This is a genomic window from Streptomyces zaomyceticus, from assembly GCF_014656215.1.
Taxonomy (GTDB): domain Bacteria; phylum Actinomycetota; class Actinomycetes; order Streptomycetales; family Streptomycetaceae; genus Streptomyces; species Streptomyces zaomyceticus.
Genome location: NZ_BNBZ01000001.1, coordinates 74,420 through 96,750 on the forward strand (window position 1 = coordinate 74,420; position 22,331 = coordinate 96,750).

A 22,331-nucleotide genomic window follows, 5' to 3' on the forward strand; every position below is an offset into this window, starting at 1 on the left:
AGGCCTTCACAGCGGTCCGAAGCGGTAGCCGAAGCCCCGCAGGGTCTGGATGTAGCGGGGGTCGCCCGGGGTGTCCTCGATCTTGTTCCGCAGCCGTCGGACGCAGGCGTCGACCAGCCGGGCGTCGCCGTGGTAGCTGTGCTCCCAGACGTGTTCGAGGAGCTGTTGCCTGCTGAACACCTGCTCGGGGGCGGCGGTGAGATGGAGCAGCAGCTTCAGCTCGGAGGGGGCGAGGCCGACGCGTTCGCCCGACTTGGCGACGGTGAGCCCCGCCCGGTCGATGGCCAGCTCCCCGTGGAACTCGACGGCGGACCGGCCGCTGCTCGGCTCCTCGATGCGCCGCAGCACGGCCCGGATGCGGGCTTCGATGACCTCGGTGCGGGCGGGTTTGACGATGTAGTCGTCGGCGCCCGCCTCCAGACCGATGACGACGTCGAAGTCGTCGCCGCGGGCGGTCAGCATGATGATCGGCAGCTGGCTGCTCTCCCGGACGCGGCGGCAGACCTGGACGCCGTTCATGCCGGGCAGCATCAGGTCGAGGAGCAGCAGATCGGGCCGGAACTCCCCGAGGGCTTCGAGCCCGGCCTCCCCGGTCGCGGCGGTGCGCACCTCGTGCCCGCGGCGCCGGAGCCCGAGCTCGACCCCTTCACGGACGGAGGGGTCGTCTTCTATCAGCAGCACGCGGGGCATCTGTGGAGTATCCCAAGGTCGACGGGCCCCTCCGGCAGGAGGGGGTGGGGCTCAGGCGCGGCGGGCGAGACCGCGCAGCCGGCCGCTTCCGGCCGCGAGGAGGGACCGCAGCTCGGTGAGGCGGAGGGGACGGGCGAGGACGGCGAAGACGGTGAGGACGGTCAGTGCGCCGACGACTCCGGCGGGCACGGCCCCGGCCGGTCCGGCGAGATCGGTGACGAGCAGCCCGTAGCCGGCGGCGGGGACGGCCGCGGACATCAGCCGCAGGAGCGCGGAGAGCGAGCCGGCGGAGCGGTCCGGGGTCGTCGTCCCCGGGCCGCCGGCCTTGAGCCGCTTCCCCAGCACGTACGCCGTGAGGCCCCAGCCCGCCCAGAGGGCGAGCGAGTATCCGGCCGCCATGCCGGCGACGGCCCACCGCGTGGGCAGGTACTGGTACGCGGCGACCGAGAGCGCCGCGTTGAGCCCGGCGATCACCAGGTTGAGCAGGAAGGGGGTGCGGGTGTCCCGCAGCGCGTAGAAGGCGCGGGTGCACACGTACTGCCCGGAGAGGGCGACGAGGCCGGGTGCGAAGGCCATCAGGATCCAGGACATCGCGCGGATGTCGTCGTCGGTGGTCGCCCCGTACCGGAAGACCACGGTCATCAGCGGTACGGCGAGGGCGAGGAGCGCGCAGGCGGCGGGGACGACGGCCGCCGCGCTGGTCCGCTGCGCGTACGCGACGTCCCGGCGGACCGCGGCGAGGTCGCCGTCGGCTGCCGCGCCGCTCATCCGGGGCAGCAGCGCGGTGACGAGGGAGACGGTGATGATGCCGTGCGGGACGGTCCACAGCAGATAGGCGTTGTTGTACGCGGCGAGTCCGCCACCGCTCACCGTGCCGCCCGCCGAGGTGGCGAGGAGGGTGGTCACCCAGTACGCGCCCTGGTTGGTGAGGACGAGGAGCACCAGCCAGCCGGCCGAGCGCAGCGGTTCGGCGAGGCCGCTGCCGCGCCAGTCGAAGCGGGGGCGCCAGCGGAAGCGGGCGGCGCGCAGCGAGGGCACGAGGGCGAGGGCCTGGAGGGCGATGCCGGCGGTCGTGCCCCAGCCGAGCAGGGCGGTCTCCCCGGGGGTCAGCGCGCCGCCGTCGCCCACCACCAGGAACAGGGCGAAGACGGCGACGACGACCACGTTGTTGAGGACGGGGGTCCACATCATGGCGCCGAAGCGGCCCCGGGCGTTGAGGACCTGCCCGAGGAGGGTGAAGAGCCCGAGGAAGAAGATCTGCGGCAGGCAGGCGCGCGCGAACGCGACCGTCATCTCCCGCTGGTCGCCGGTGTAGTCGGTGTACGTGTCGACGATCAGCGGTGCCGCGAGGACCGCGACGGCCGTGAGGGCGACGAGGGCGAGCGCGCAGAGGGTGAGCAGCCGGTCGGTGTAGGCGACGCCGCCGTCCTCGTGCTCCTTGGCCGCCTTGACCAGCTCGGGGACGAAGACGGCGTTGAGGGCGCCGCCGAGGAGGAGCATGTAGACGATCGTGGGGACGGAGTTGCCGACCGCGTAGCCGTCGGCGACGGCCGCGGCGCCGAGCGCGGCGGCGACGACCGCGGCGCGGACGAAGCCGGTGGCGCGGGAGACCAGCGATCCGGCGGCCATCAGCGCGCCGCTGCGCAGCGCGGACGGCCTGGACTTCGCCCGGGGGCGCCCGGCGGCGAGGGTGGCCGTCATCGGCGGGCCATGTACGCCTGAAAGGCGCGGTACAGCGCTTGGTTGGTCGTGCCCTGCATCGGTGTCTCCCACTCCCCCAGCGTCTCGACGACCTGTCCGCCCGTGCCGAGCTTCCAGCGGAGGAGCCCGTGGGCGCGGTCGCCCGGATCGAGGGTGGAGGGTACCCCGCGCAGGTCGTAGACGGCGGCGCCCTGCGCGTGGGCGTCGAGCAGCATGCGCCACTGGAGGGCGTTGGAGGGGCGGACCTCGCGGCGGTGGTCGGCGGAGGCGCCGGTCTGGTACCAGACGCGTCCGCCCACGGTGACCATGGTGTGGGCGGCGAGTATCTCGCCCTCGTGGCGGGCGAGGTAGAGCTTCATGCGGCCGGGGTGCTCGGCGTTGAGGACGGCGTACTGGCGCTCGTAGTACGCGAGGGAGCGGCCGAGCCGGAAGCCGTCGCGTTCCTCGGTGATGCGCAGCAGTCGGTAGAACTCGGGGAGGTCGGCGGCGGACCCGACGGTGATCTCGACCCCGGACTTGCGGGCCTTGCGGACGTTGCGCCGCCACTCCTGGTTGAGGCCGGTCCACAGGTCGTCGGAGGTCCGCCCGGTGAGGGGCACCTGGAAGACGTGCCGGGGCTGGGCGTCGGCGCCGTCCTCGGACTCGCCGCCGCAGCGCCGCCAGCCGCGGGCGCGGAGCCGCTCGGCGACGACGGTCCCGAGCGGGTCGACCTCGTCGGCGAGGACGTCGGAGAGACGGCGGCCGGGGCCGCCTGCAGCCTTGACGGTGGCGGCGTTCCACCGCCGGTAGGCGGGCCCGGGGCCGATCCGCACGGCGAAGGCGCCGGAGGCGCGCAGATGTCCGAGCAGCGGGGCGAGCCACCCGTCGACGTCGGGGGCGGCCCAGTCGGCGACGGGCCCCTCGGGAAGGTAGGCGAAGTACTTCCGGGTGCCGGGGAAGGGCCGCAGGAGGACCAGGGCGACACCGGTCAGTGCACCGGACTCCGGCCCCCACCCGACCAGTTGGTGCTGCCAGCCGTCCTTCACCTGTGCCCAGGCCGGGACTTGGAGGAAGCTGGGTCCGTCCGCGCCGGGGCGGGACGCGAGGAAGGCGCGGTAGACCTCGGGGGACACGGGACCGAGCCGCAGGGCACGGCGCTCAGCGGGTGCGGCCGTCACGAGCAGGGCTGACACAACGGGAGCCTCCTTGTTCCGCCCCTCGGTGGTGGGGCGCACAGCAGGCTCACAGCCGAATTCGACGGGTGCGCGCGGCGAATGTGACCGGACGATGACCGTTCGGTCGCAGGGCTCGTCATATGGGCCGCAGGGCTCCGCGGGGCGGCGGGAGCGACCTAGAGTCCGAAACATCCCACCCGTTCCTCACCTTTGCGGAGGTCTTCCGTGCTGCGAATACGCGCACCCCGTCCCGTTCTCGCGGCAGTGGCGCTGAGCGTCTCCCTCACGGCCTGCACGGCGCAGGCGGCGAGCGGTCCCTCGGAGGAGGGGGCTCCGGCCTCGAAGACTCCGCCGGCGAAGGTGAAGGTCGTGGACCCGGCGGCCGGCCGGCCGGTGACGGTGACCGCGACGGGCGGCACGATCGCCTCGGTGAAGGTCGTGGACGCGGACGGCGGGGCCCTCACCGGCCGGGCGGGCGCGGGCGGGGCGCGGTGGGTGTCGGACCGCAACGCGGTGCCGGGGACGACGTACACGGTGGAGGTCACCTCCCGTACGGCCGACGGCAAGGAGTCGAGGAGCCGGTCGACCTTCGACACGGCCGAGGCGGCCGCGGTCAACAAGCTGACCCTCGCGCCCGGGAAGAACACCACCGTCGGCATCGGCCACCCCGTCTCGATCGTCTTCGACCTGCCGGTGACGAAGAAGGCGGAGGTGGAGAAGCAGCTCAAGGTGACCACCTCGAACGCGACCGAGGGTTCCTGGGGCTGGGTGAAGGACTACTCGGGCCGGGACAGGGCGGACTGGCGCCCCCGTACGTACTGGAAGCCCGGCACGAAGGTCACCCTGGAGGCGAACCTGAACGGCACGGACTCGGGCGGCGGTTGGTTCGTGCGGGACTACCGCACCGGCTTCACGATCGGCGCGGCGCAGATCGTCAAGGTGGACCTGGACAACCACAGGCTGACCCTGAGCAAGGAGGGCCGCACGGTCCGCACGATCCCGGTCTCCGGCGGCACTCCGGGCGGCGACAAGCGGTCGTGGCGGGGCACCGCCGTGCTGATGGCGAAGGAGGGCACCATCAACATGAACTCGGAGACGGTCGGCCTCGGGGACGCCTACGACAAGGACGTCGACTTCTCGATGCGGCTGACCTGGTCGGGGATGTACGCGCACGCGGCCCCGTGGAACGCCCGGTACTTCGGCAACGCCAACATGAGCTCCGGCTGCATCGGCATGAGCGACGCGAACGCCGCCTCCTTCTACGGCGCGGTGAACGTCGGCGACCCCTTCGAGATCACCGGCAGGGACACCAAGGGCACGGTCGCCGAGGGCAACGGCTACGGGGCGTGGAACCTGAGCTGGGAGCAGTGGAGGAAGAAGAGCGCGCTCGCCTGAAGGCCGGACGGAGTGCGGCCCGGCGCGAGGGCGCCCGGCCCGGGTTCGTTCAGCCGAGCGCCCTGCGCCAGTCCCGCATCTCCCAGATCAGGACCTCCGCATCGGCAGTGGCGACGAGCGTGCGGTCCCCGGCGTCGGTGAGCCGGGCCGCGTCGCCGGCGGCGAGCTCCTCGCCGGATCCCGTACCGGGCGACCCGTCGTCGAGCCGGACCGTCCCCCGGACGACATGGACGTAGGCGAGGTCGGCGGCCGGTACGGCGACGCTCCCGCCCGCCGCCGGGCGGTGGACGTGCAGTCGCGCGTCCGCCCGCGGGAGCTCGTACGGGACACCGTCCCCGACCTCCCGCACCACCTCGTACGAGGGCTCCCCGCCCGGCGACAGCGGCGCGAGCCACATCTGCACGAAGACGAGCGGCACGTCGGCGTCGTTGCGCTCGACGTGCCGGACTCCTCCGGCGGAGCTCAGCCGCTGGAGATCGCCGGGCCGGACGACCGTGGTGTGGCCGGCGGTGTCGTGGTGGGTGAGTTCCCCCTCGACGACCCAGGTGACGATCTCGGTGTGGCTGTGCGGGTGCTCGTCGAAGCCCGCGCCGGGCGCCAGCCGCTCCTCGTTGCAGGCGAGCAGGGCGCCGAAGCGGAGGTTGTCGGGGTCGTAGTGGGGCCCGAAGGACAGGGCGTGCCGGGTCTCGATCCCGGCCGACGGGTCGCCCCCGGGGTACCGCTCACCGGCGCGCTGGATGCGTATCACGCGCCCTACGGTAGTGCGGCCCGCCGGGGCGGGCCCGGCCCCCCGCCCGAGGCGATACGGCCCCGACCCCGCACGCCGCCGTCCCGATAAGGCAGTCTTGTCCCCGTGCCAGAACCCACGAACGCCCCTCACTCGCACGCAGCGACCCTGAAGCGCCTCGAACAGTCCTCCGGGCGACTCGCGGCCAACGCCATTGCCCGGATGGACGAGACGCTGCCGTGGTACCGGGCGATGCCGCCCGAGAACCGGTCGTGGATCGGCCTGGTCGCCCAGGCCGGTATCGCCGCGTTCACCGAGTGGTTCCGGCACCCGGAAACCCCCCAGGCCATCTCCACGGACGTCTTCGGCACCGCGCCCCGCGAGCTGACCCGCGCGATCACCCTGCGCCAGACCGTCGAGATGGTGCGCACCACCATCGAGGTCATGGAGACGGCGATCGACGAGGTCGCCGCCCCCGGCGACGAGTCCATCCTCCGCGAGGCGCTCCTCGTCTACGCGCGGGAGATCGCCTTCGCGACCGCCCAGGTGTACGCGCAGGCCGCCGAGGCCCGGGGCGCCTGGGACGCGCGCCTGGAGTCGCTGGTCGTGAACGCGGTCCTCTCCGGCGAGGCCGACGAGGGCGCAGTCTCGCGCGCGGCGGCCCTCGGCTGGAACTCCCCGGACCATGTGTGCGTGATCCTCGGCACGGCCCCCGACGGCGACAGCGAGCTGACGGTGGAGGCGATCCGCCGAGCGGCCCGCCACGCCAAGCTCCAGGTCCTCACCGGTGTCCTCGGTGACCGGCTGGTCGTCATCGCCGGCGGCAACGACAACCCGCTGGCCGTGGCGAAGGCGCTGATCGGCCCGTATGCCGCGGGCCCGGTCGTGGCCGGCCCGGTGGTGCCCGACCTCCTCGCCGCGACCCGCTCCGCCCAGGCCGCCGCGGCGGGCCTGAAGGCGTGCACCGCCTGGCAGGACGCCCCCCGCCCCGTACTCGCGGACGATCTTCTGCCGGAGCGCGCCATCGCCTCCGACCCGTCGGCGCGCGAACAGCTGGTGGAGGAGATCTACAGACCACTGGAAGAAGCGGGCTCGGCGCTTCTGGAAACTCTCAGTGTCTATCTGGAGCAGGCCAGCAGCCTGGAAGGCGCGGCCCGGATGCTCTTCGTCCACCCGAACACCGTGCGCTACCGGCTTCGACGTGTGACCGACGTCACCGGCTGGTCACCCTCCGATGTCCGTTCGGCCTTCACGCTGCGGATCGCCCTCATCCTGGGACGCTTGGCCGACGGAGATCCGCAGTCCTAGACTTTTGTCGAACACCAACAATTCCCCCGACGGTTCTTCGTCCCTGTCCTCACGGGCGCTCGAAGCCGTCCCCAAGAGAGAGTGTGAGGGTGCTCGTACTCGTCGCTCCCGGCCAAGGCGCCCAGACGCCCGGCTTCCTGACCCCCTGGCTCGAACTCCCCGGTGCCGCCGACCGCATCGCGGCGTGGTCCGAGGCCATCGGGCTCGACCTCGCCCACTACGGCACGAAGGCGGACGCGGACGAGATCCGTGACACCGCCGTGGCCCAGCCCCTCCTCGTCGCCGCCGGACTGCTGTCCGCCGCCGCGCTCGGCGAGGTCTCCCCCGGCGTCGTCGCCGGCCACAGCGTCGGCGAGTTCACCGCCGCCGCGTTCGCGGGCGTCCTCGACGACACCGCCGCACTGCGCCTCGTACGGACCCGTGGGCTCGCGATGGCCGAGGCCGCCGCGATCACCCCGACCGGCATGTCGGCGCTGCTCGGCGGCGACCCGGAGACGACCGTCGCGCACCTGGAGAAGCTCGGTCTGACCCCGGCCAACGTGAACGGCGCCGGCCAGATCGTCGCCGCCGGCACCATGGAGCAGCTGGCCGCCCTCGAGGCGGACAAGCCCGAGGGTGTCCGCCGGGTCGTCGCGCTCAAGGTGGCGGGCGCCTTCCACACGCACCACATGGCCCCGGCCGTGGCGAAGCTGGAGGAGGCGGCGAAGGAGCTCTCCCCGGCCGCCCCGGCCACCCGCTACGTCTCCAACAAGGACGGGCAGGTCGTCACCGACGGCGCCGAGGTCGTGTCGCGTCTCGTCGGCCAGGTCGCGAACCCGGTCCGCTGGGACCTGTGCATGGAGACCTTCCAGGCCCTCGGCGCGACGGCGCTGATCGAGGTCTGCCCCGGCGGCACGCTCACGGGCATCGCCAAGCGCGCGTTGCCGGGTGTTGCCACGGTGGCCCTGAAGACTCCCGACGACCTGGACGCGGCCCGTACGCTCATCGCTGAGCACGCGGCCGTCTGACAAGGAGTGTCGAGAAGCATGTCGAAGATCAAGCCCAGCAAGGGCGCCCCGTACGCGCGGATCCTCGGTGTCGGCGGCTACCGCCCCACCCGGGTCGTGCCGAACGAGGTGATCCTCGAGAAGATCGACTCGTCCGACGAGTGGATCCGCTCGCGCTCCGGTATCGCCACCCGTCACTGGGCCTCTCCCGAGGAGACCGTCGCCGCCATGTCGGTGGAGGCCTCGGGCAAGGCCATCGCCGACGCCGGGATCACCCCGGAGCAGGTCGGCGCCGTGATCGTCTCGACGGTCTCGCACTTCAAGCAGACCCCGGCCGTCGCCACCGAGATCGCCGACAAGATCGGTGCCGGGAAGCCGGCCGCGTTCGACATCTCCGCCGGCTGCGCGGGCTTCGGCTACGGCCTGACGCTCGCCAAGGGCATGGTCGTCGAGGGTTCCGCCGAGTACGTCCTCGTGATCGGTGTCGAGCGGCTCAGCGACCTGACGGATCTGGAGGACCGCGCGACGGCCTTCCTGTTCGGCGACGGCGCCGGCGCCGTGGTCGTCGGTCCCTCGGACGAGCCGCACATCGGCCCCACCGTCTGGGGCTCCGAGGGCGACAAGTCCGAGACGATCAAGCAGACCGTCCCGTGGAACGAGTTCCACGTCGGCGACGTCACGAAGCTGCCGCTCAACGAGCAGGGCGAGATCAAGTTCCCCGCCATCACGCAGGAGGGTCAGGCGGTCTTCCGCTGGGCCGTCTTCGAGATGGCGAAGGTCGCCCAGCAGGCCCTGGACGCCGCCGGTATCTCGGCGGACGACCTGGACGTCTTCATCCCGCACCAGGCGAACATGCGGATCATCGACTCGATGGTGAAGACACTGAAGCTGCCGGAGCACGTCACGGTCGCCCGGGACATCGAGACCACCGGCAACACGTCGGCCGCCTCGATTCCGCTCGCCATGGAACGGCTCCTGGAGACCGGCCAGGCGAAGAGCGGCGACACCGCGCTCATCATCGGTTTCGGGGCGGGTCTCGTCTTCGCCGCGACGGTCGTTACCCTCCCCTAGGCACTCCGGATCATCCGGAAGCCCCCTTACCCAAGCAATCACAAGAAGGAGCGCCACCATGGCCGCCACCCAGGACCAGATCGTCGAAGGCCTCGCCGAGATCGTCAACGAGATCGCCGGCATCCCGGTCGAGGACGTCGAGCTGGGCAAGTCGTTCACCGACGACCTGGACGTCGACTCGCTCTCCATGGTCGAGGTCGTCGTCGCCGCCGAAGAGCGCTTCGACGTCAAGATCCCGGACGAGGACGTCAAGAACCTCAAGACGGTCGGCGACGCTGCCGACTACATCCTGAAGCACCAGGCCTGATTCGGCCCTCGCTGACTCGGTCCGCCACCCGGCGGTGGCGCCGTATTCCGACCATCACACACATGGAGAACGAATTCCTGTGAGCTCGACCAATCGCACCGTGGTCGTTACCGGTATCGGCGCAACCACACCGCTGGGTGGCGACTCCGCGTCGACCTGGGAAGGTCTTCTCGCGGGGCGCTCCGGCGTCAGGCCCCTGGAGGGCGAGCGCTTCGCCGAACTGCCCGTGCAGATCGCCGCGACGGCCGCCGTCGACCCCGGTGACGTCCTGCCCCGCCCGCTCGCCCGCAAGCTGGACCGCTCGGCGCAGTTCGCGCTGATCGCGGCCCGCGAGGCCTGGGCCGACGCGGGCTACACCGCCCCCGCCGGCGAGGACGACAAGATCGTGCCCGAGCGGCTCGGTTCCGTCATCGCCTCCGGCATCGGCGGTGTCACCACCCTGCTCGACCAGTACGACGTGCTGAAGGAGAAGGGCGTTCGCCGCGTCTCCCCGCACACCGTGCCCATGCTCATGCCGAACAGCCCCTCCGCCAACGTGGGTCTGGAGGTGAACGCCCGGGCGGGCGTCCACACCCCGGTCTCCGCCTGTGCGTCGGGGGCCGAGGCGATCGGCTACGCCGTCGAGATGATCCGTACCGGCCGTGCCGACGTGGTCGTCGCCGGCGGTACCGAGGCCGCGATCCACCCGCTGCCGATCGCCGCCTTCGCCAACATGATGGCGATGTCCAAGAGCAACGACGAGCCGACGAAGGCCTCGCGTCCCTACGACACCGGCCGCGACGGCTTCGTCCTCGGCGAGGGCGCGGGCGTCGTGATCCTGGAGTCCGAGGAGCACGCGAAGGCGCGCGGCGCGCGCATCTACTGCGAGGTCCTCGGTCAGGGCCTGTCGGCCGACAGCCACCACATCGCGCAGCCCGAGCCGACCGGCCGGGGCATCGCCGCCGCGATGCAGAACCTGCTCGACTCGACGGACCTCAAGCCGTCCGAGGTCGTCCACCTCAACGCCCACGCCACGTCGACGCCGCAGGGCGACGTCGCCGAGATCAAGGCGCTGCGGAAGGTCCTGGGCGACGACCTGGACCATGTCGCGATCTCCGCGACGAAGTCGATGACCGGCCACCTCCTCGGCGGCGCGGGCGGCATCGAGACCGTCGCGACGGTCCTGGCGCTCCACCACCGTCTGGCCCCGCCGACGATCAACATCGACGACCTGGACGCGGACGTCGACGCGGACATCGTCCGTGACGAGCCCCGCGCACTCCCGCAGGGCACGATCGCCGCGATCAACAACTCGTTCGGCTTCGGCGGCCACAACGTGGTCCTGGCGTTCCGCACGATCTGACGCCACCCGTCCGACGCACGACGGAGGCCCACCCCCTTCCCGGGGGTGGGCCTCCGTCGTGTTCCGGCGGGTCGGCGCAGGGCGTGTTCCGGCCGGTCAGCGCAGGGCGAAGACCGACGGTTCCCCGTGCATCACGATGTGGTTGAGGACGACGTACCGGCCGTCGGGGGCGGCGACGAGCTCCGGGTGGATGGAGAGCCGGTCGTTCCGGTGCTCCGGTTCGATCACGCGGCCCGGTCTGCCCGTGGCCGGGTCGAGGAGGACGACGCGGGTGCCCCTGTAGTCCTCCAGGAGCGCGACGTGGCCGTCGGGTCCCGCCCCCAGGGCCGCCGCCTGCTGCTCGGAGCCGTACTCCCAGGCCTTGCGGCCGTCCTCGAGGGAGTAGGCGACGACCTTGCTGGGCACGAGCCGGTCGCGTTCGGCCAGGGTGACCAGGAGTCCGTCACGGACGACGATCCGGGAAGTGCGCCCGTCGCCCACGTTCCCGGGGGCGGAGAGCTGTCCTTCGGGTCCGGAGAGCGGGATCGTCACCGTCGGGGTGCCGTGGTCGTCGAAGCCGAGGAAGGCCCGGGTGCCGCGCTTGTCGTCCTCGTGGACGCCGAGGATCACCGGGGAGACGGAGACCACCGTCGCCACGGCGTGGGACTCGACGGGCAGCTCCCTGAGCCACCGCTGTGCGCCGGTACGGGTGTCCAGGGCGACGAGCCGTGCGCTCCTGCCGCACTGTTCGACGACGAGGGTGCGGGTGGCGTCGGCGTCCACCGCGCGGACCGCGCAGCCCCGGGCGAGCACCCGCTGCCAGCGCTGTACGCCGGTCTCGGAGGAGCGGGCCCGTACGGCGCCGTCCTCGGAGGTGACGGCGGTTCCGCCGCCGACGGCGAGGCCCCGGGTGAGGAGGCCCTCGCCGGTGACGCTCGTGCGCCACAGGACCTTGCCGTCGGAGGTGCGGACGGCGAGGAGGGTCGAGCAGGGCTTCTCGTGCCGGCCGTGCGCGACCAGGCCGATGCCCTGTTCGGTGTCCTGGGACATCCCGCAGAGGGCCTCGCGGGTCGGTGCCGGAATGCTCCACCGGACGGCTCCGTCGGCGGAGCCGTACGCGAAGAGTCCGTCGATCCGGCCCTGCGCGACGGTGTCGCCGAGGGCCCAGGCGCCGACCCCTTCGTCCTGCTGCGCGGCGGCCGCGGGCACCGACCACACGACCGAGGCCTTCGCGGCGGACGGGGACGGGGAGGCCGTGGCGGCGGGCTTGTCGGACGCCCTGTCCTCGTCGTCGTCATCGTCCGCCCCCACGACGCCCCAGGTCCCGGCGGCGGCGAGCGCGAGCAGCCAGACGATCCCCGCCACCAGCGCGGAGGACCGTCCCCGGGCCGCGCCCGTGTCGTTCTTGGCGGGGGCGGGGCCGGTGTCCTGCGGAGTCGTACGGTTCCGCCGCCCGGCGACGAGCCCCGTCACCCCGAGCGCCACCAGGACCAGGGCGCACACGAGCGCCGCCCAGCCCCTCGGCCAGGAACCGGCGACGACACCGGCCCCCAGGAAGACCGCCGCCGCGCCGAACGCGGCGCCCGACAGCAGAACGGCGGCCGTGACCGGCGCCGAGCGTTCACGCGTCACTTCTCTCCCACCCGGCGCACCCCCTGCGCGCCCCAGCGGAATCTACCCGCGTCAGACGACCTGGTGCAGCCAGCGGACGGGGGCGCCCTCGCCCGCGTACCGGAAGGGCTCCAGTTCGTCGTCCCAGGGCTTTCCGAGCAGCTTGGCGATCTCGGCCTCCAGCTGGGTCTCGCCCTGCGCGGAGCGCGCGAGGGCGGCCCTCAGCCGGTCCTCGGGGACGAGGATGTCCCCGTGCATGCCGGTGACGGCATGGAAAATGCCCAGGTCGGGGGTGGCGCTGTAGCGCTCGCCCTCGGCGGTGGGGCAGGGCTCCGCAGTGACCTCGAAGCGGAGCATCTGCCAGCCGCGCAGGGCGGAGGCGAGCTCGGAGGCGGTGCCGGTGCGGCCCCGCCAGGAGAACTCGGCTCTCCAGGTGCCGGGGGACGCCGGCTGGCGGATCCAGTCGAGCTGGACCCTCGCACCGAGGACGCCCGCGACCGCCCATTCGACGTGCGGGCACAGCGCGCGCGGTGCGGAGTGAACGTAAAGGACTCCACGTGTCGTCACCGGGACCTCCAGTGTGGGACGAGGTTCGCCTTCCCAGCGGCCTCAGTAAACAGCATCAGGAGCAAGACATCGCAAACCCTCAAAAAGGGGACAGCATGTGACGTGATGTAATTTACCGGAGCCGGTCGGCAAAGGCGCCTCTGGTTCGACGGGGGAAAAGCTACCGTGCCGCACCGTCATCGGTGTGACGTACGGTCGGTCCGGGGGGCGGTGAACACGAAGCTTTCACCCGCCAGGACGCCGAAGGAGGGGCCGAGGATGCGCGGCCGACGCCGATTCCGTACCACTGTCGCCGCCGCGACGGCCGCCCTGTTGTGCGCGGGGGCACTGGCCGGCTGCGGCGCCGGGGAGCCCTCGGCGAAGACCTCCTCGGCGGGACCGTCGCGGAACCCCGCCCAGAAGCCGACCCCGAAGCCGACGCCGGAGCCGACGTCCCCGTGGGACGTCTCCCCCGGCTCCGTCGCCGCCGTCGGCGACTCCGTCACCCGCGCCTTCGACGCCTGTTCGGTCCTGGCCGACTGCCCCGAGGTGTCCTGGGCGACCGGCACGGACACCGCCGTGAACAGCCTCGCGATGCGTCTCCTCGGCCCGGAGAAGGTGGCGGGACGCAGCTGGAACCTGGCGCGGACGGGGGCGCGGATGGTGGAGCTTCCGGAGCAGATGGCGGGGGCCGCGGCCCGGCGGCCCGAGCTGGTGACGGTGATGATGGGCGCGAACGACGCCTGCCGGCCCACCCCCGCCCTGATGACGCCGGTCGACGACTTCCGGACGCACTTCGAGACGGCGCTGGCCCGGCTGCGGAAGGGCGCTCCGAAGGCGCAGGTGTACGTGACGAGCGTGCCGTCCCTGATGCACCTGTGGTCGACGGGGCGGGTCAGCCCGATGGGTCTCGAGGTGTGGAAGCTGGGGATCTGCGGCTCGATGCTGGCGGACGCGGAGAACCTGGGCGCCGCGGCGGAGCGGCGACGCGCCGAGGTGCAGGACCGGGTGGTGGCGTACAACCGGGTGCTCTCGGAGGTGTGCGCGAAGGACGAGCTCTGCCGGTACGACGGCGGGGCGGTCTTCGGTTTCCGCTTCGACGGCGGGCAGTTGAGCCCCTGGGACTGGTTCCATCCGAGCAGGGACGGCCAGGCGCGGCTCGCGGAGCTCGCGTACCGGCGGATCACGAAGGAGTGAAGGACCCCGGGGCGGTTGTCAGGTGCCGCCCCGGGGCCGGTCGTGAGGGTCCTCGCGGACTCAGATCTCCAGGGTGGCGGTCAGCCGGACGTCGGCCAGGGAGCGGGCGGCCCGCACCTCGTAGCCGCCGGGGACGAGGGTCCAGTCGTTCTTCGCCCCGTCCCAGATCTCGAAGGCGCGGCGGGGCACCGTGATCTCGGTCTCGACGGTCTCACCGGGTCCGGCCTGGACACTCGCGAAGCCGGCCAGCCAACGGTCTGGGCGGTCGGGACCGCCGGTCCGCGGCGCCAGGTAGATCTGGACGGTCTCGCGGCCGGGCCGGTCACCGGTGTTGGTGATCCGGACCTTCGCCGACGCCGGGGTGACCTCCAGGGAGTCGTACGACCAGGTCGTGTAGCCGAGGCCGTGACCGAAGGCGTACGCGGGAGCCGTCCCCCGCCGGTCCCAGGCGCGGTAGCCGATGAGGATCCCCTCGCTGTAGGCGAGTTCGCCCTCGACCGGGGTGACGTCGGTGACGGGGACGTCGGCGAGGGCGACGGGCCAGGTGGTGGGGAGCCGGCCGCCGGGCTCCTCGGCGCCGGTGAGGACGTCGGCGAGGGCCGCGCCGCCCTCCTGGCCGGGGAACCAGCCGAGCAGGATCGCGGCCACGTCCTCGCGCCAGGGCAGTTCGACGGGGGAGCCGGCGTTGACCACGACGACGGTGCGCGGGTTGGCGGCGGCCACGGCCCGTACGAGCTCGTCCTGACGGCCCGGGAGGGCGAGGTCCTTGCGGTCGAAGCCCTCGGACTCGACGCGTTCGGTGGTGGCGATGACCACGACGGCGGTGTCGGCGGCGCGGGCGGCCTCGACGGCCTCGGCGATCAGTTCGTCGGGGTCACGGCGCGGACCGAGGTGGACGAAGGAGAACATGACGGCCGGCAGCGGGGCCGCGAACTCCTTGTCCAGGGTGTGCAGCAGGGACACCTCGACGGTCTCGCCGGCGGTGAGCGCGACCTTGGCGCGCTCGATCGGGGAGCCGAAGAAGGCCTCGAAGGGGTCGCTCTCGGGGCCCATGGTCTGGACGCCCTCGAAGAGGGTCTCGCCGCCGACGGCGAGGGCGTACGCGCCGAGACCGCGGGTGCCGAAGGAGTGTTCGCCGGACTCGCGCGGGGTGAAGGTGCCGATGACCTCGATGGAGGCGAGGGCCTGGTGGGTGACGCCGGCCGGCAGGTCGTCGCCGATCCACTGGACCTGGCCGTTGGGCAGCGAGCCCTCGCCGAGGAGCCGGCCCTCGGCGTCGCGGCAGCGGGCGCGGAGGGTGAATCCCTGATCGGCGGGGGCGAGCTCCTCGCTGGGGTCGGCTCCGACGGTGAAGGTGAGCGCGCCCTCGGGGAGCGCGGCGGTGAGGCCGTCGAGCGGGGAGACGACGTGGTCGGGGAAGACCTGGGCGGAGCCGCCGCCGAGCACGCGGGCGTCGCGGGCGGCGGCGCCGGAGAGGGCGACGGTCCCGGGCCGCAGCGGGAGGACTCCGTTCTCGTTGCGTACGAGGACGAAGCCGCGGTGGGCGATCTCGCGGGCGAGGGCGTCCCCGTCGACGGGGGCGGGGAGTTCGGTGACGGCCGGCGGGGCTCCTTCGAGGGCGCCGACGCGGGCGGCGAGCCGCAGGACGTTGCGTACGGCCGTGTCGACCGCGGACTCCTCGACCTCGCCGGCCCGGACGGCGGCGGCGAGGGCCTCGCCGTAGACGGTGACGGGGCCGGGCATGGCGACGTCGAGGCCGCCCTCGATGTCGCCGGTGGTGGAGCGGGCGGCCATCCAGTCGGAGACGTTGACGCCGTCGAAGCCCCACTCGCCGCGCAGCACCTCGTTGACGAGGTGGTGGTGCTCGGTCATCGTCACGCCGTTGACCTGGTTGTACGCGGTCATGATGCCCCAGGGGCGGGCGTTCTCGACGATGGCCTCGAAGGGGGCGAGGTAGAGCTCGCGGAGCGGGCGGGCGTCGATCCTGTTGTCGACGGTGAAGCGGTCGGTCTCGGCGTCGTTGGCCACGAAGTGCTTGACGGTGGTGCCGACACCGCCGTCCTGAACGCCCCGGACGTAGCCGGTGCCGATCTCGCCGGTGAGATACGGGTCCTCGCTGTAGGCCTCGAAGTGGCGCCCGCCGAGCGGGGTGCGGTGCAGGTTGACCGTGGGCGCGAGCAGGACGTGGACCCCCTTGCGGCGGGCCTCCTGTGCGAGGAGACGGCCGGCGCGGCGGGCGAGCGCCGGGTCCCAGGCGGCGGCGAGCGCGGTCGGGGACGGCAGGGCGACGGACGGGTCGTCGGCGGTCCAGCGGACACCGCGGACGCCGATCGGACCGTCGGACATGACCAGGGACCGCAGACCGATCTCCGGCAGGGCGGGCAGGGACCACATGTCCTGGCCGCCGAGCAGTCGGGTCTTGCCGTCCAGGTCGAGCTTGGCGAGCGCCGCCTCGACGGCCTCCTCCCGCGCCGCGTCCGCCTCCGCCCGTGCCGTGTCCGCACCGGTCTCCGTCATGGCGTACCTCCTCGTTGACGTACTGCTGACCCCGATGCGCCCCATCGTGCACCCCTTCACCTGTAGACCGGTAGGTGATGTTATCTTTTTGTTATTTTACGGAGGGGGTACGGTCCTGTCGGAAGCGACGAGCGAACGACGGCGGGGAAGCCGACCGGGAAGGGGGCCACGGCGATGGTGCGGGCCAGAAGCGAGGAGCGGCGGGCGGACATCCTCCGCGCCGCCCTCGAGGTCATCGCCGAGCGCGGCTACCGGGGCGCCACCCTCGGCTCCGTCGCCGAGCGGGTCGGCCTCACCCAGCAGGGACTGCTGCACTACTTCCCCACGAAGGAGGCACTGCTCGTCGCCGTCCTGGAGGAGCGCGACCGCTGGGACACCAGCGGCGGACGGGATCGTGAGGGCTGGCGGCTCGACCTGGTCGAATCCCTCGTCGAGTACAACGCGATGCGGCCCGGCATCGTGCAGACCTTCTCCGCGCTGCTCGGCGAGAGCGTGACGGACGAGCACCCGGCGCGGGCCTTCTTCACCGACCGGTACGCGCAGGTGCGGGCGAACATGGCGCAGGTGCTGCGGCTGGAGTTCGGCGACCGGCTGCCGGGCGGGCTCAGCCCGGAACGGGCGGCGCCGCTCCTGACGGCCGTGATGGACGGGCTCCAGTACCAGTGGCTCCTGGACCCCGCGGCGGTCGACATGCCGGCCGCCTTCCGTGACTTCCTGCACCTGCTGCACGGCGGCGGGGACGGGGACAAGAGGTCGGGGGCGGGGGCCGGCGGCGGGAACTAGGCCGTCCCTTCCGGGTCCCGCCCGATCCGAGGGGGGACGACCCGGTGGGCGAGGGCGGACAGGTCCTGGTCCCGCAGCGAGGCGTCCCCGCTCAGCGCCGCGTGGACGGCCTCCAGGACCGGGAGTTCCGCCGCCGCCGTGGCGAGGGCGACGTCCTTGGCCGCGAGGGCGACCGGGAAGTGCGAGCCGGTCGCGGTGGCGCGGGCGACGGCTCCGGAGAGGGGACCCTCGGCGAGGCTCCGCAGGGCCAGCTCCCGGGGCAGACCGAGCGATCCGGCGAGCGTCAGGGCCTCGGCCACCAGGGCGACTCCGCCGATGGCGGCGTTGATGAGGACCAGCTTGAGGGCGGCGCCGGTGCCGGGGCCGCCGCACGGGGCGACCGTCCCGAGACGGTCGAGGACGGCGGCGACGGGGGCCGTGTCGCCACCCGCGAGGACCAGCAGTTCGCCCGCGGCGGCCCGGTCCACACTGCCCATGACGGGCGCGTCGATCAGGGTGACCCCTTCGGGGAGCCCGGCGGTCAGGGTTCCGACGGCGTCGGGGCCGATCGTCGAGGTGTCGATCCAGTACGTGCCCGGCCGCAGAGCCGGGAGGAGTTCCTCCGCGACGGCGAGCGCGGCGGCCGGGTCCGCCAGCATGGTGACGACGACGTCGGCGTCACGGACCGCGTCGGCGGGGGTCGCGGCGCGGACGGCCCCGTCCGCGACCAGCGCGTCGGCCTTGCCGGCCGTACGGTTCCAGACGGTCAGGGGGTGCCCCGCGTCGAGGAGTCGGCGGGCCATGGGGAGGCCCATGGAGCCGAGGCCGAGGAAGGCGATCTTCTGCTGTGTGCTGTCCATGGAGCAGACGCTAGGCGCGGCCCTCCCATGCGACAAGCGAATGTCTAGCATGGGATCCATGCCTTCCGGTCATGCCTTGTACGAGGTCTTCCTCGCCGTCGCCCGCGAGGGGTCCTTCACCGCCGCCGCCCGCGTCCTCGGCTACACCCAGTCCGCCGTCTCCCGCCAGGTGCAGGCCCTGGAGGACGAGACGGGCGCCGTGCTGTTCGAGCGGCTGCCGCGCGGGGTGCGCCCGACCGAGGCGGGCCGGGTGCTGCTGCCGCACGCCGAGGCCGTACGGGACCGGCTGGTCACGGCCCGGGCCGAACTGGAGGCGCTGCGCACCCTGGAGGGCGGGCTGCTCCGGCTCGGCTCGTTCTCCAGCGCCAACGCGGCCCTCGTCCCCCGTACCCAGGCCGCCTTCCGCACCCGGCACCCGGGCGTGACCGTCACCCGCACCGAGGGCCCGTCCGTGAAGCATCTCGGGCAGCTCGCCGCAGGTGAACAGGACCTGGCGGTGGTCGCCCCGGCCCTCGCCACTCCCCCGCCGGAGGGTGTGACGCTCCACCCCCTCCTGGACGAGCCGATGCTGGTGGCCCTGGAGCGCGCGCACCCGTACGCGGGTCGGCGGGCGGTGCGGCTGGCCGAACTCGCCGAGGAGGAGTGGATCGTCGGCGCCGAGCGCCTGGAGGACACCCTCTTCCGCCCGGCCGTCGCCGCCGGCTTCCGCCCGCGCACCGGACTTCTCGCGCACGACTGGGTCGCGAAGCTCGGCGCGGTGGCCGCCGGTCTCGGCATCACCCTCGTACCGGCGCTCGCGGCCGCCTCCGTCCCCCGGGAGGTCACGCTCGTCACGATCCACCCGGACGACGTCCCGTACCGGCGGATCTGCGCGGCGACCCCGCCGACCCCGACCGTGGCCGCGACCGCCTTTCTGGGGCTGCTGCGGGAGACGGCGGAGACCATGCGGAAGTCCCGCGCGTTCCCCGGCGGACGACGGGCGGGACAGGCCGGTGGGCGGGTGGAAGGGACCGACGGCCGGGCGGGATGATGACGGCATGATCGTCGCAGCCACCCAGTTCGCCCCGGTCGCCGGGGACATCGCCGCCAATGTGCGGACCGTCGCCGGCCTGGTCCGGGCCGCCGGTGCCGAGGGCGCCCGTCTCGTCGTCTTCGCCGAGCTCTGCCTCAGCGGGTACGAGCCGTCCCTGATCAGGGACACCCCCGAGCTGGTCCTCGGAGAGGACGACTCCCGGCTCGAACCCGTACGGGAGGCCTGCCGCGCGGTGTCGGCGGCGGCCGTCGTCAACGGGCCGGTGCGGACGGCGGACGGCCGGCCCGCGGTCGCCTCGCTGGTCATCGGCCCGGACGGCTCGCTCCTCGCCCGCTACGACAAGCAGCACCTGTACGGAATCGAGCAGGAGGTGTTCGCGCCGGGCACCGCGGACGGGCGGTTCGCGCTCGACGGCGTCCGGTTCGCGACGGCCACCTGCTACGACAACCGCTTCCCGGAGCTGGCCGAGCGTGCGGCGGCCGACGACTGCGCTGTGTATCTGGCGAGTTCGGTGCTCGCCGCCGACAACGACTCGTTCGAGAAGGTGTATCCCGTACGGGCCCGGGACTTCGGCCTGTACGTGGTGCTCGCCAATGTCCTCGGGGCCAACGAGGACGGTGTGGGCTGCGGCGCCGCCGGCGCCTGGGGCCCGGGCGGAGAGCGGATCGCCGACGCGGGCGGCACGGAGCCGGGGTTCGTGCTCGCCGAGGTCGGCTGAGCGGGCGGATTCGGAAGTACCGGGCGCGCTCGCCGCGGCCGGGCGGGCGCGGGGACGCGGAAGAGCCGGGCGGCTGCGGGTACGCGGAAGAGCCGGGCGGCCGTGGGACATCGGCCGCCCGGCTCCGGGGAAGCCGTCACGGAACCCCCGGTCCGCGACGGCGCCCCGACCCCTTTACGGGGCGCTCAGGCCCAGCGTGTACGCGCCGGAGCCGCTGTACGCGTGGACCACGTAGCGGTAGTAGCCCGCGGTGCCGTTGTAGCTGGTGTTCTCGTCGGCGGTCGCCGTGCCGCCCACGGCCACGTCCACCCAGCCCGCGCCGTTCCACTTCTGCAGGTACAGGTCGAAGTCCTTGCCGGCCGGGCCGCGCAGGCAGCCCACGTGGGTGCCCGAGGTCGCCGAGTAGTAGTACGAGCCGTCGGGCTGGACCCCGGTCTGGCCGGAGGTCAGGCTGCCCTGGTAGCTGTTCTCGGTGTTGTCGCAGCCGGTGGGCGGGGTCGTGGTGCCGACCGACAGCTGGTAGGTGACGGTGTGGGTGGCGGAGCCCGTACCGGTGACGGTGATCGGGTAGGTGCCGTTGGCCGTGCCCGCCGCGACCTGGACGGTCATCGTGGACGAGGAGCCCGAGGTCACCGAGGTGGGGCTGAAGGAGACGGTGACGCCGCTCGGGGCACCGCTCGCGGAGAGCTGGACGGTCTGCGCGCTGCCCCCGGTGGTGCTGGTGTTCACCGTGGAGGTGACGGAGGCGCCCGGCTGGACCGAACCCGAGGACGGGTTCAGGGCGAGCGAGAAGTCCGGGGTGGTGGTGCCGCCGCAGTCGGTCTCACCGGACTGGGCGGGGACGCCGATCGCGTTCCAGGCCGCCTTCACCGCGTTGCACTCGACGCTGCCGTAGGTGTTCTTGGCGCTGGTCAGCGTGGCCTTGCGGGCGGCGAGGTGGTTCCAGGAGGAGGTCTTCATGAGCAGCGCGCCCATGAAGACCTTGCCGGCCTTCTGGATGCCGATGCCGGTCACGGAGGACGGACCGCCGGAACATATGGGGCTGTTGGGCTTGCCGCCGCCCGGGTTGGAGCCCTCGGCCAGCAGGTAGAACCAGTGGTTCTGCGGGCCGGCCGCCGCGTGCACCTCGGTGCCGGAGGTCAACTGGGTGTAGCAGTTGGGGTTGTTGTTGATGAGCGACGGGTTGTACATGTTGCGGATCGGCTGGTTGTTGCCGGTGAAGTTCAGCTTCTCGCCGACGGTGTAGTCGGGGGTGTCGTTCGGGTTGTTGGCGAAGTGCTCCGTGAGCGCGCCGAAGATGTCTCCGGTCGACTCGTTCATGCCGCCGTTCTCGTTGGACGAGCCGGCGCTGCCCGGGGTCCGGTCGAAGATCTCGTGGCCGTACTCGTGCGCCACGACGTCGATGCCGGTGAGCTGGTTGGTGCCGTTCTGGTTGCGGCCGTACGTGGTCTTCGTACCGTCGTAGTACGCGTTGACCTCGCTCAGTCCGGCGCGGGCCGGGACCATGCCGCCCTGGCCGTTGATGCCGTTGTAGCCGAACCACTGCTTGAGCATGTCGGACTCGCGCTGGGCCGCGTACATGATGTCGACGCAGGCGGTGACCAGGTCGTTGGCGCCGTTGTTGCCCCACGGCGAGGAGCCCGTGTAGGCGCTGCCGTTCTGGCCGCCGCACTTGAAGCCGCCGCGGCTGGTGTCGGTCATGGAGCTCGCGGCGGTGTCGATGGTGACGTTGCCGTTGTGGTAGCCGCGGCCGTCGGCGTGCAGGATCTTGTCGGTGGCCTGCGCGACAGAGCCGGTACGGGCGTCGACATAGGTGTCGAGGGAGCTCGGCGCGTCCTTCGCGGTGCGGCCGACGACCAGGGTGTGCCAGGTCAGTACGGCCTTGCCGCCCTTGAGGAGGACGGTCAGCTCGGGGGTGCTCGCGGACTCCACCGAGGCCAGCTGGCCGCGGGCGGTGGCGAGGGCCGCGGCGGCGGTCACCTTCGCCGTGGTGGAGAGCTTGATGGTGGGCGCGGTGGCGCCGGTGACGTCCCGGACCTTGCCGGAGCTGTCGGAGAGGACCACCGCGTCGCCGCCGCCGGCGACGGGGAGGCCGCGGTAGGTGCGCTCGTACGAGGTGTAGTAGAGGCCGTTCGCCCAGGGGGTGACGGAGGTCCGGACGAGGTCCTCGTCGGCTCCGTGCCGCAGCTCGTCGAGACCGCTGGCCGCGGCGCCGTCGGCGGCGGAGAGCGCGAGGGACTTGCCGTGGCCCGGGGGTACGGGCTGCGCCTTCGGGGCCGCGGTGGCGGTGCCGGCGAGGGCGGTCGCGAGGCTCGCCGAGAGCGCCAGGGCGGCCACGGCCGCCGTGATTCTGCTGGGGTGCAACGTCTGCTCCGATCAGGGTGGGGATCGTCGTGGGGGAGACGGATCGTCGCGCCGAGTATGGGC

General features: G+C 72.8%; 19 protein-coding genes. 10 read left to right on the forward strand and 9 right to left on the reverse strand.

Annotated features, from left to right (window positions below; genetic code table 11):
• Positions 1-6 precede the first annotated feature (6 nt).
• Genes IE311_RS00385 through IE311_RS00395 form a run of 3 tightly spaced genes read right to left on the reverse strand, consistent with a single transcriptional unit; the run spans position 7 to position 3,563 of the window.
• Entirely contained in the window at positions 7-690 is a 684-nt protein-coding gene (locus IE311_RS00385; protein ID WP_189829460.1) for a response regulator transcription factor, read from the reverse strand.
• 51 nt (positions 691-741) lie between these two features.
• The gene (gene murJ / locus IE311_RS00390) at positions 742-2,391 is read right to left on the reverse strand and encodes a murein biosynthesis integral membrane protein MurJ (RefSeq protein WP_189829461.1); all 1,650 of its coding nucleotides are present in this window, start codon (positions 2,389-2,391) and stop codon (positions 742-744) included.
• Entirely contained in the window at positions 2,388-3,563 is a 1,176-nt protein-coding gene (locus IE311_RS00395) for a lipid II:glycine glycyltransferase FemX (RefSeq protein WP_189829462.1), read from the reverse strand. Before IE311_RS00395 ends, murJ begins: the two co-directional genes overlap by 4 nt.
• A gap of 207 nt (positions 3,564-3,770) precedes the next feature.
• Here IE311_RS00395 and IE311_RS00400 point away from each other — a divergent pair, with 207 nt between their 5' ends.
• Positions 3,771-4,940, forward strand: a complete 1,170-nt coding sequence (locus tag IE311_RS00400) for a L,D-transpeptidase family protein (RefSeq protein ID WP_189829463.1) — start codon at positions 3,771-3,773, stop codon at positions 4,938-4,940.
• A gap of 49 nt (positions 4,941-4,989) precedes the next feature.
• Here IE311_RS00400 and IE311_RS00405 read toward each other — a convergent pair whose 3' ends face one another.
• Entirely contained in the window at positions 4,990-5,688 is a 699-nt protein-coding gene (locus IE311_RS00405; RefSeq protein WP_189829464.1) for a pirin family protein, read from the reverse strand.
• Positions 5,689-5,793: 105 nt separating this feature from the next.
• Here IE311_RS00405 and fasR point away from each other — a divergent pair, with 105 nt between their 5' ends.
• The 5 genes from fasR (at position 5,794) to fabF (ending at position 10,681) form a co-directional block, all read left to right on the forward strand.
• The gene (fasR, locus tag IE311_RS00410) at positions 5,794-6,975 is read left to right on the forward strand and encodes a fatty acid biosynthesis transcriptional regulator FasR (RefSeq protein WP_189829465.1); all 1,182 of its coding nucleotides are present in this window, start codon (positions 5,794-5,796) and stop codon (positions 6,973-6,975) included.
• 89 nt (positions 6,976-7,064) lie between these two features.
• Positions 7,065-7,982: an ACP S-malonyltransferase gene (locus IE311_RS00415; RefSeq protein WP_189829466.1), complete on the forward strand. Its 918-nt coding sequence runs from the start codon at positions 7,065-7,067 to the stop codon at positions 7,980-7,982.
• A gap of 18 nt (positions 7,983-8,000) precedes the next feature.
• On the forward strand, positions 8,001-9,032 hold the full coding sequence (locus IE311_RS00420; RefSeq protein ID WP_189829467.1) for a ketoacyl-ACP synthase III: 1,032 nt from the start codon (positions 8,001-8,003) through the stop codon (positions 9,030-9,032).
• 58 nt (positions 9,033-9,090) lie between these two features.
• Entirely contained in the window at positions 9,091-9,339 is a 249-nt protein-coding gene (locus IE311_RS00425) for an acyl carrier protein (protein WP_030220891.1), read from the forward strand.
• Between the two features lie 79 nt (positions 9,340-9,418).
• Positions 9,419-10,681 (forward strand): beta-ketoacyl-ACP synthase II, encoded by a 1,263-nt coding sequence (fabF, locus tag IE311_RS00430; protein ID WP_189829468.1) that lies wholly within the window; start codon positions 9,419-9,421, stop codon positions 10,679-10,681.
• A gap of 96 nt (positions 10,682-10,777) precedes the next feature.
• Here fabF and IE311_RS00435 read toward each other — a convergent pair whose 3' ends face one another.
• Both IE311_RS00435 and IE311_RS00440 read right to left on the reverse strand, forming a co-directional pair.
• Positions 10,778-12,292: an outer membrane protein assembly factor BamB family protein gene (locus tag IE311_RS00435; RefSeq protein WP_189829469.1), complete on the reverse strand. Its 1,515-nt coding sequence runs from the start codon at positions 12,290-12,292 to the stop codon at positions 10,778-10,780.
• A gap of 51 nt (positions 12,293-12,343) precedes the next feature.
• Positions 12,344-12,838, reverse strand: coding sequence for a DUF3145 domain-containing protein (locus tag IE311_RS00440; RefSeq protein WP_189829470.1), 495 nt, complete (start codon positions 12,836-12,838; stop codon positions 12,344-12,346).
• A gap of 258 nt (positions 12,839-13,096) precedes the next feature.
• Between IE311_RS00440 and IE311_RS00445 the strand changes: the two genes are divergently transcribed.
• Entirely contained in the window at positions 13,097-14,014 is a 918-nt protein-coding gene (locus tag IE311_RS00445) for an SGNH/GDSL hydrolase family protein (RefSeq protein WP_189829471.1), read from the forward strand.
• Between the two features lie 60 nt (positions 14,015-14,074).
• Here IE311_RS00445 and IE311_RS00450 read toward each other — a convergent pair whose 3' ends face one another.
• Complete coding sequence (locus IE311_RS00450) at positions 14,075-16,531, reverse strand: beta-glucosidase family protein (protein ID WP_189829472.1); 2,457 nt, start codon at positions 16,529-16,531, stop codon at positions 14,075-14,077.
• 174 nt (positions 16,532-16,705) lie between these two features.
• Between IE311_RS00450 and IE311_RS00455 the strand changes: the two genes are divergently transcribed.
• Entirely contained in the window at positions 16,706-17,314 is a 609-nt protein-coding gene (locus IE311_RS00455) for a TetR/AcrR family transcriptional regulator (protein ID WP_189829473.1), read from the forward strand.
• On the opposite strand, the gene IE311_RS00460 is transcribed toward IE311_RS00455, so the two are convergent.
• Positions 17,311-18,153, reverse strand: a complete 843-nt coding sequence (locus IE311_RS00460) for an NAD(P)-dependent oxidoreductase (RefSeq protein ID WP_189829474.1) — start codon at positions 18,151-18,153, stop codon at positions 17,311-17,313. The genes IE311_RS00455 and IE311_RS00460 overlap by 4 nt on opposite strands.
• Positions 18,154-18,211: 58 nt before the next feature.
• Here IE311_RS00460 and IE311_RS00465 point away from each other — a divergent pair, with 58 nt between their 5' ends.
• Positions 18,212-19,183, forward strand: a complete 972-nt coding sequence (locus tag IE311_RS00465) for a LysR family transcriptional regulator (RefSeq protein ID WP_229901645.1) — start codon at positions 18,212-18,214, stop codon at positions 19,181-19,183.
• Between the two features lie 7 nt (positions 19,184-19,190).
• Positions 19,191-19,904 (forward strand): carbon-nitrogen hydrolase family protein, encoded by a 714-nt coding sequence (locus IE311_RS00470; protein WP_189829476.1) that lies wholly within the window; start codon positions 19,191-19,193, stop codon positions 19,902-19,904.
• A gap of 174 nt (positions 19,905-20,078) precedes the next feature.
• On the opposite strand, the gene IE311_RS00475 is transcribed toward IE311_RS00470, so the two are convergent.
• Positions 20,079-22,268 (reverse strand): M4 family metallopeptidase, encoded by a 2,190-nt coding sequence (locus IE311_RS00475; RefSeq protein WP_229901646.1) that lies wholly within the window; start codon positions 22,266-22,268, stop codon positions 20,079-20,081.
• Positions 22,269-22,331 lie beyond the last annotated feature (63 nt).

Coding starts and splice junctions, on each gene's coding strand:
- IE311_RS00385 (WP_189829460.1), bottom strand. CDS start 690: ATGCCCCGCGTGCTGCTGATAGAAGACGACCCCTCCGTCCGTGAAGGG.
- murJ (WP_189829461.1), bottom strand. CDS start 2,391: ATGACGGCCACCCTCGCCGCCGGGCGCCCCCGGGCGAAGTCCAGGCCG.
- IE311_RS00420 (WP_189829467.1), top strand. CDS start 8,001: ATGTCGAAGATCAAGCCCAGCAAGGGCGCCCCGTACGCGCGGATCCTC.
- IE311_RS00425 (WP_030220891.1), top strand. CDS start 9,091: ATGGCCGCCACCCAGGACCAGATCGTCGAAGGCCTCGCCGAGATCGTC.
- IE311_RS00445 (WP_189829471.1), top strand. CDS start 13,097: ATGCGCGGCCGACGCCGATTCCGTACCACTGTCGCCGCCGCGACGGCC.
- IE311_RS00450 (WP_189829472.1), bottom strand. CDS start 16,531: ATGACGGAGACCGGTGCGGACACGGCACGGGCGGAGGCGGACGCGGCG.
- IE311_RS00455 (WP_189829473.1), top strand. CDS start 16,706: ATGGTGCGGGCCAGAAGCGAGGAGCGGCGGGCGGACATCCTCCGCGCC.
- IE311_RS00460 (WP_189829474.1), bottom strand. CDS start 18,153: ATGGACAGCACACAGCAGAAGATCGCCTTCCTCGGCCTCGGCTCCATG.
- IE311_RS00465 (WP_229901645.1), top strand. CDS start 18,212: ATGCCTTCCGGTCATGCCTTGTACGAGGTCTTCCTCGCCGTCGCCCGC.
- IE311_RS00470 (WP_189829476.1), top strand. CDS start 19,191: ATGATCGTCGCAGCCACCCAGTTCGCCCCGGTCGCCGGGGACATCGCC.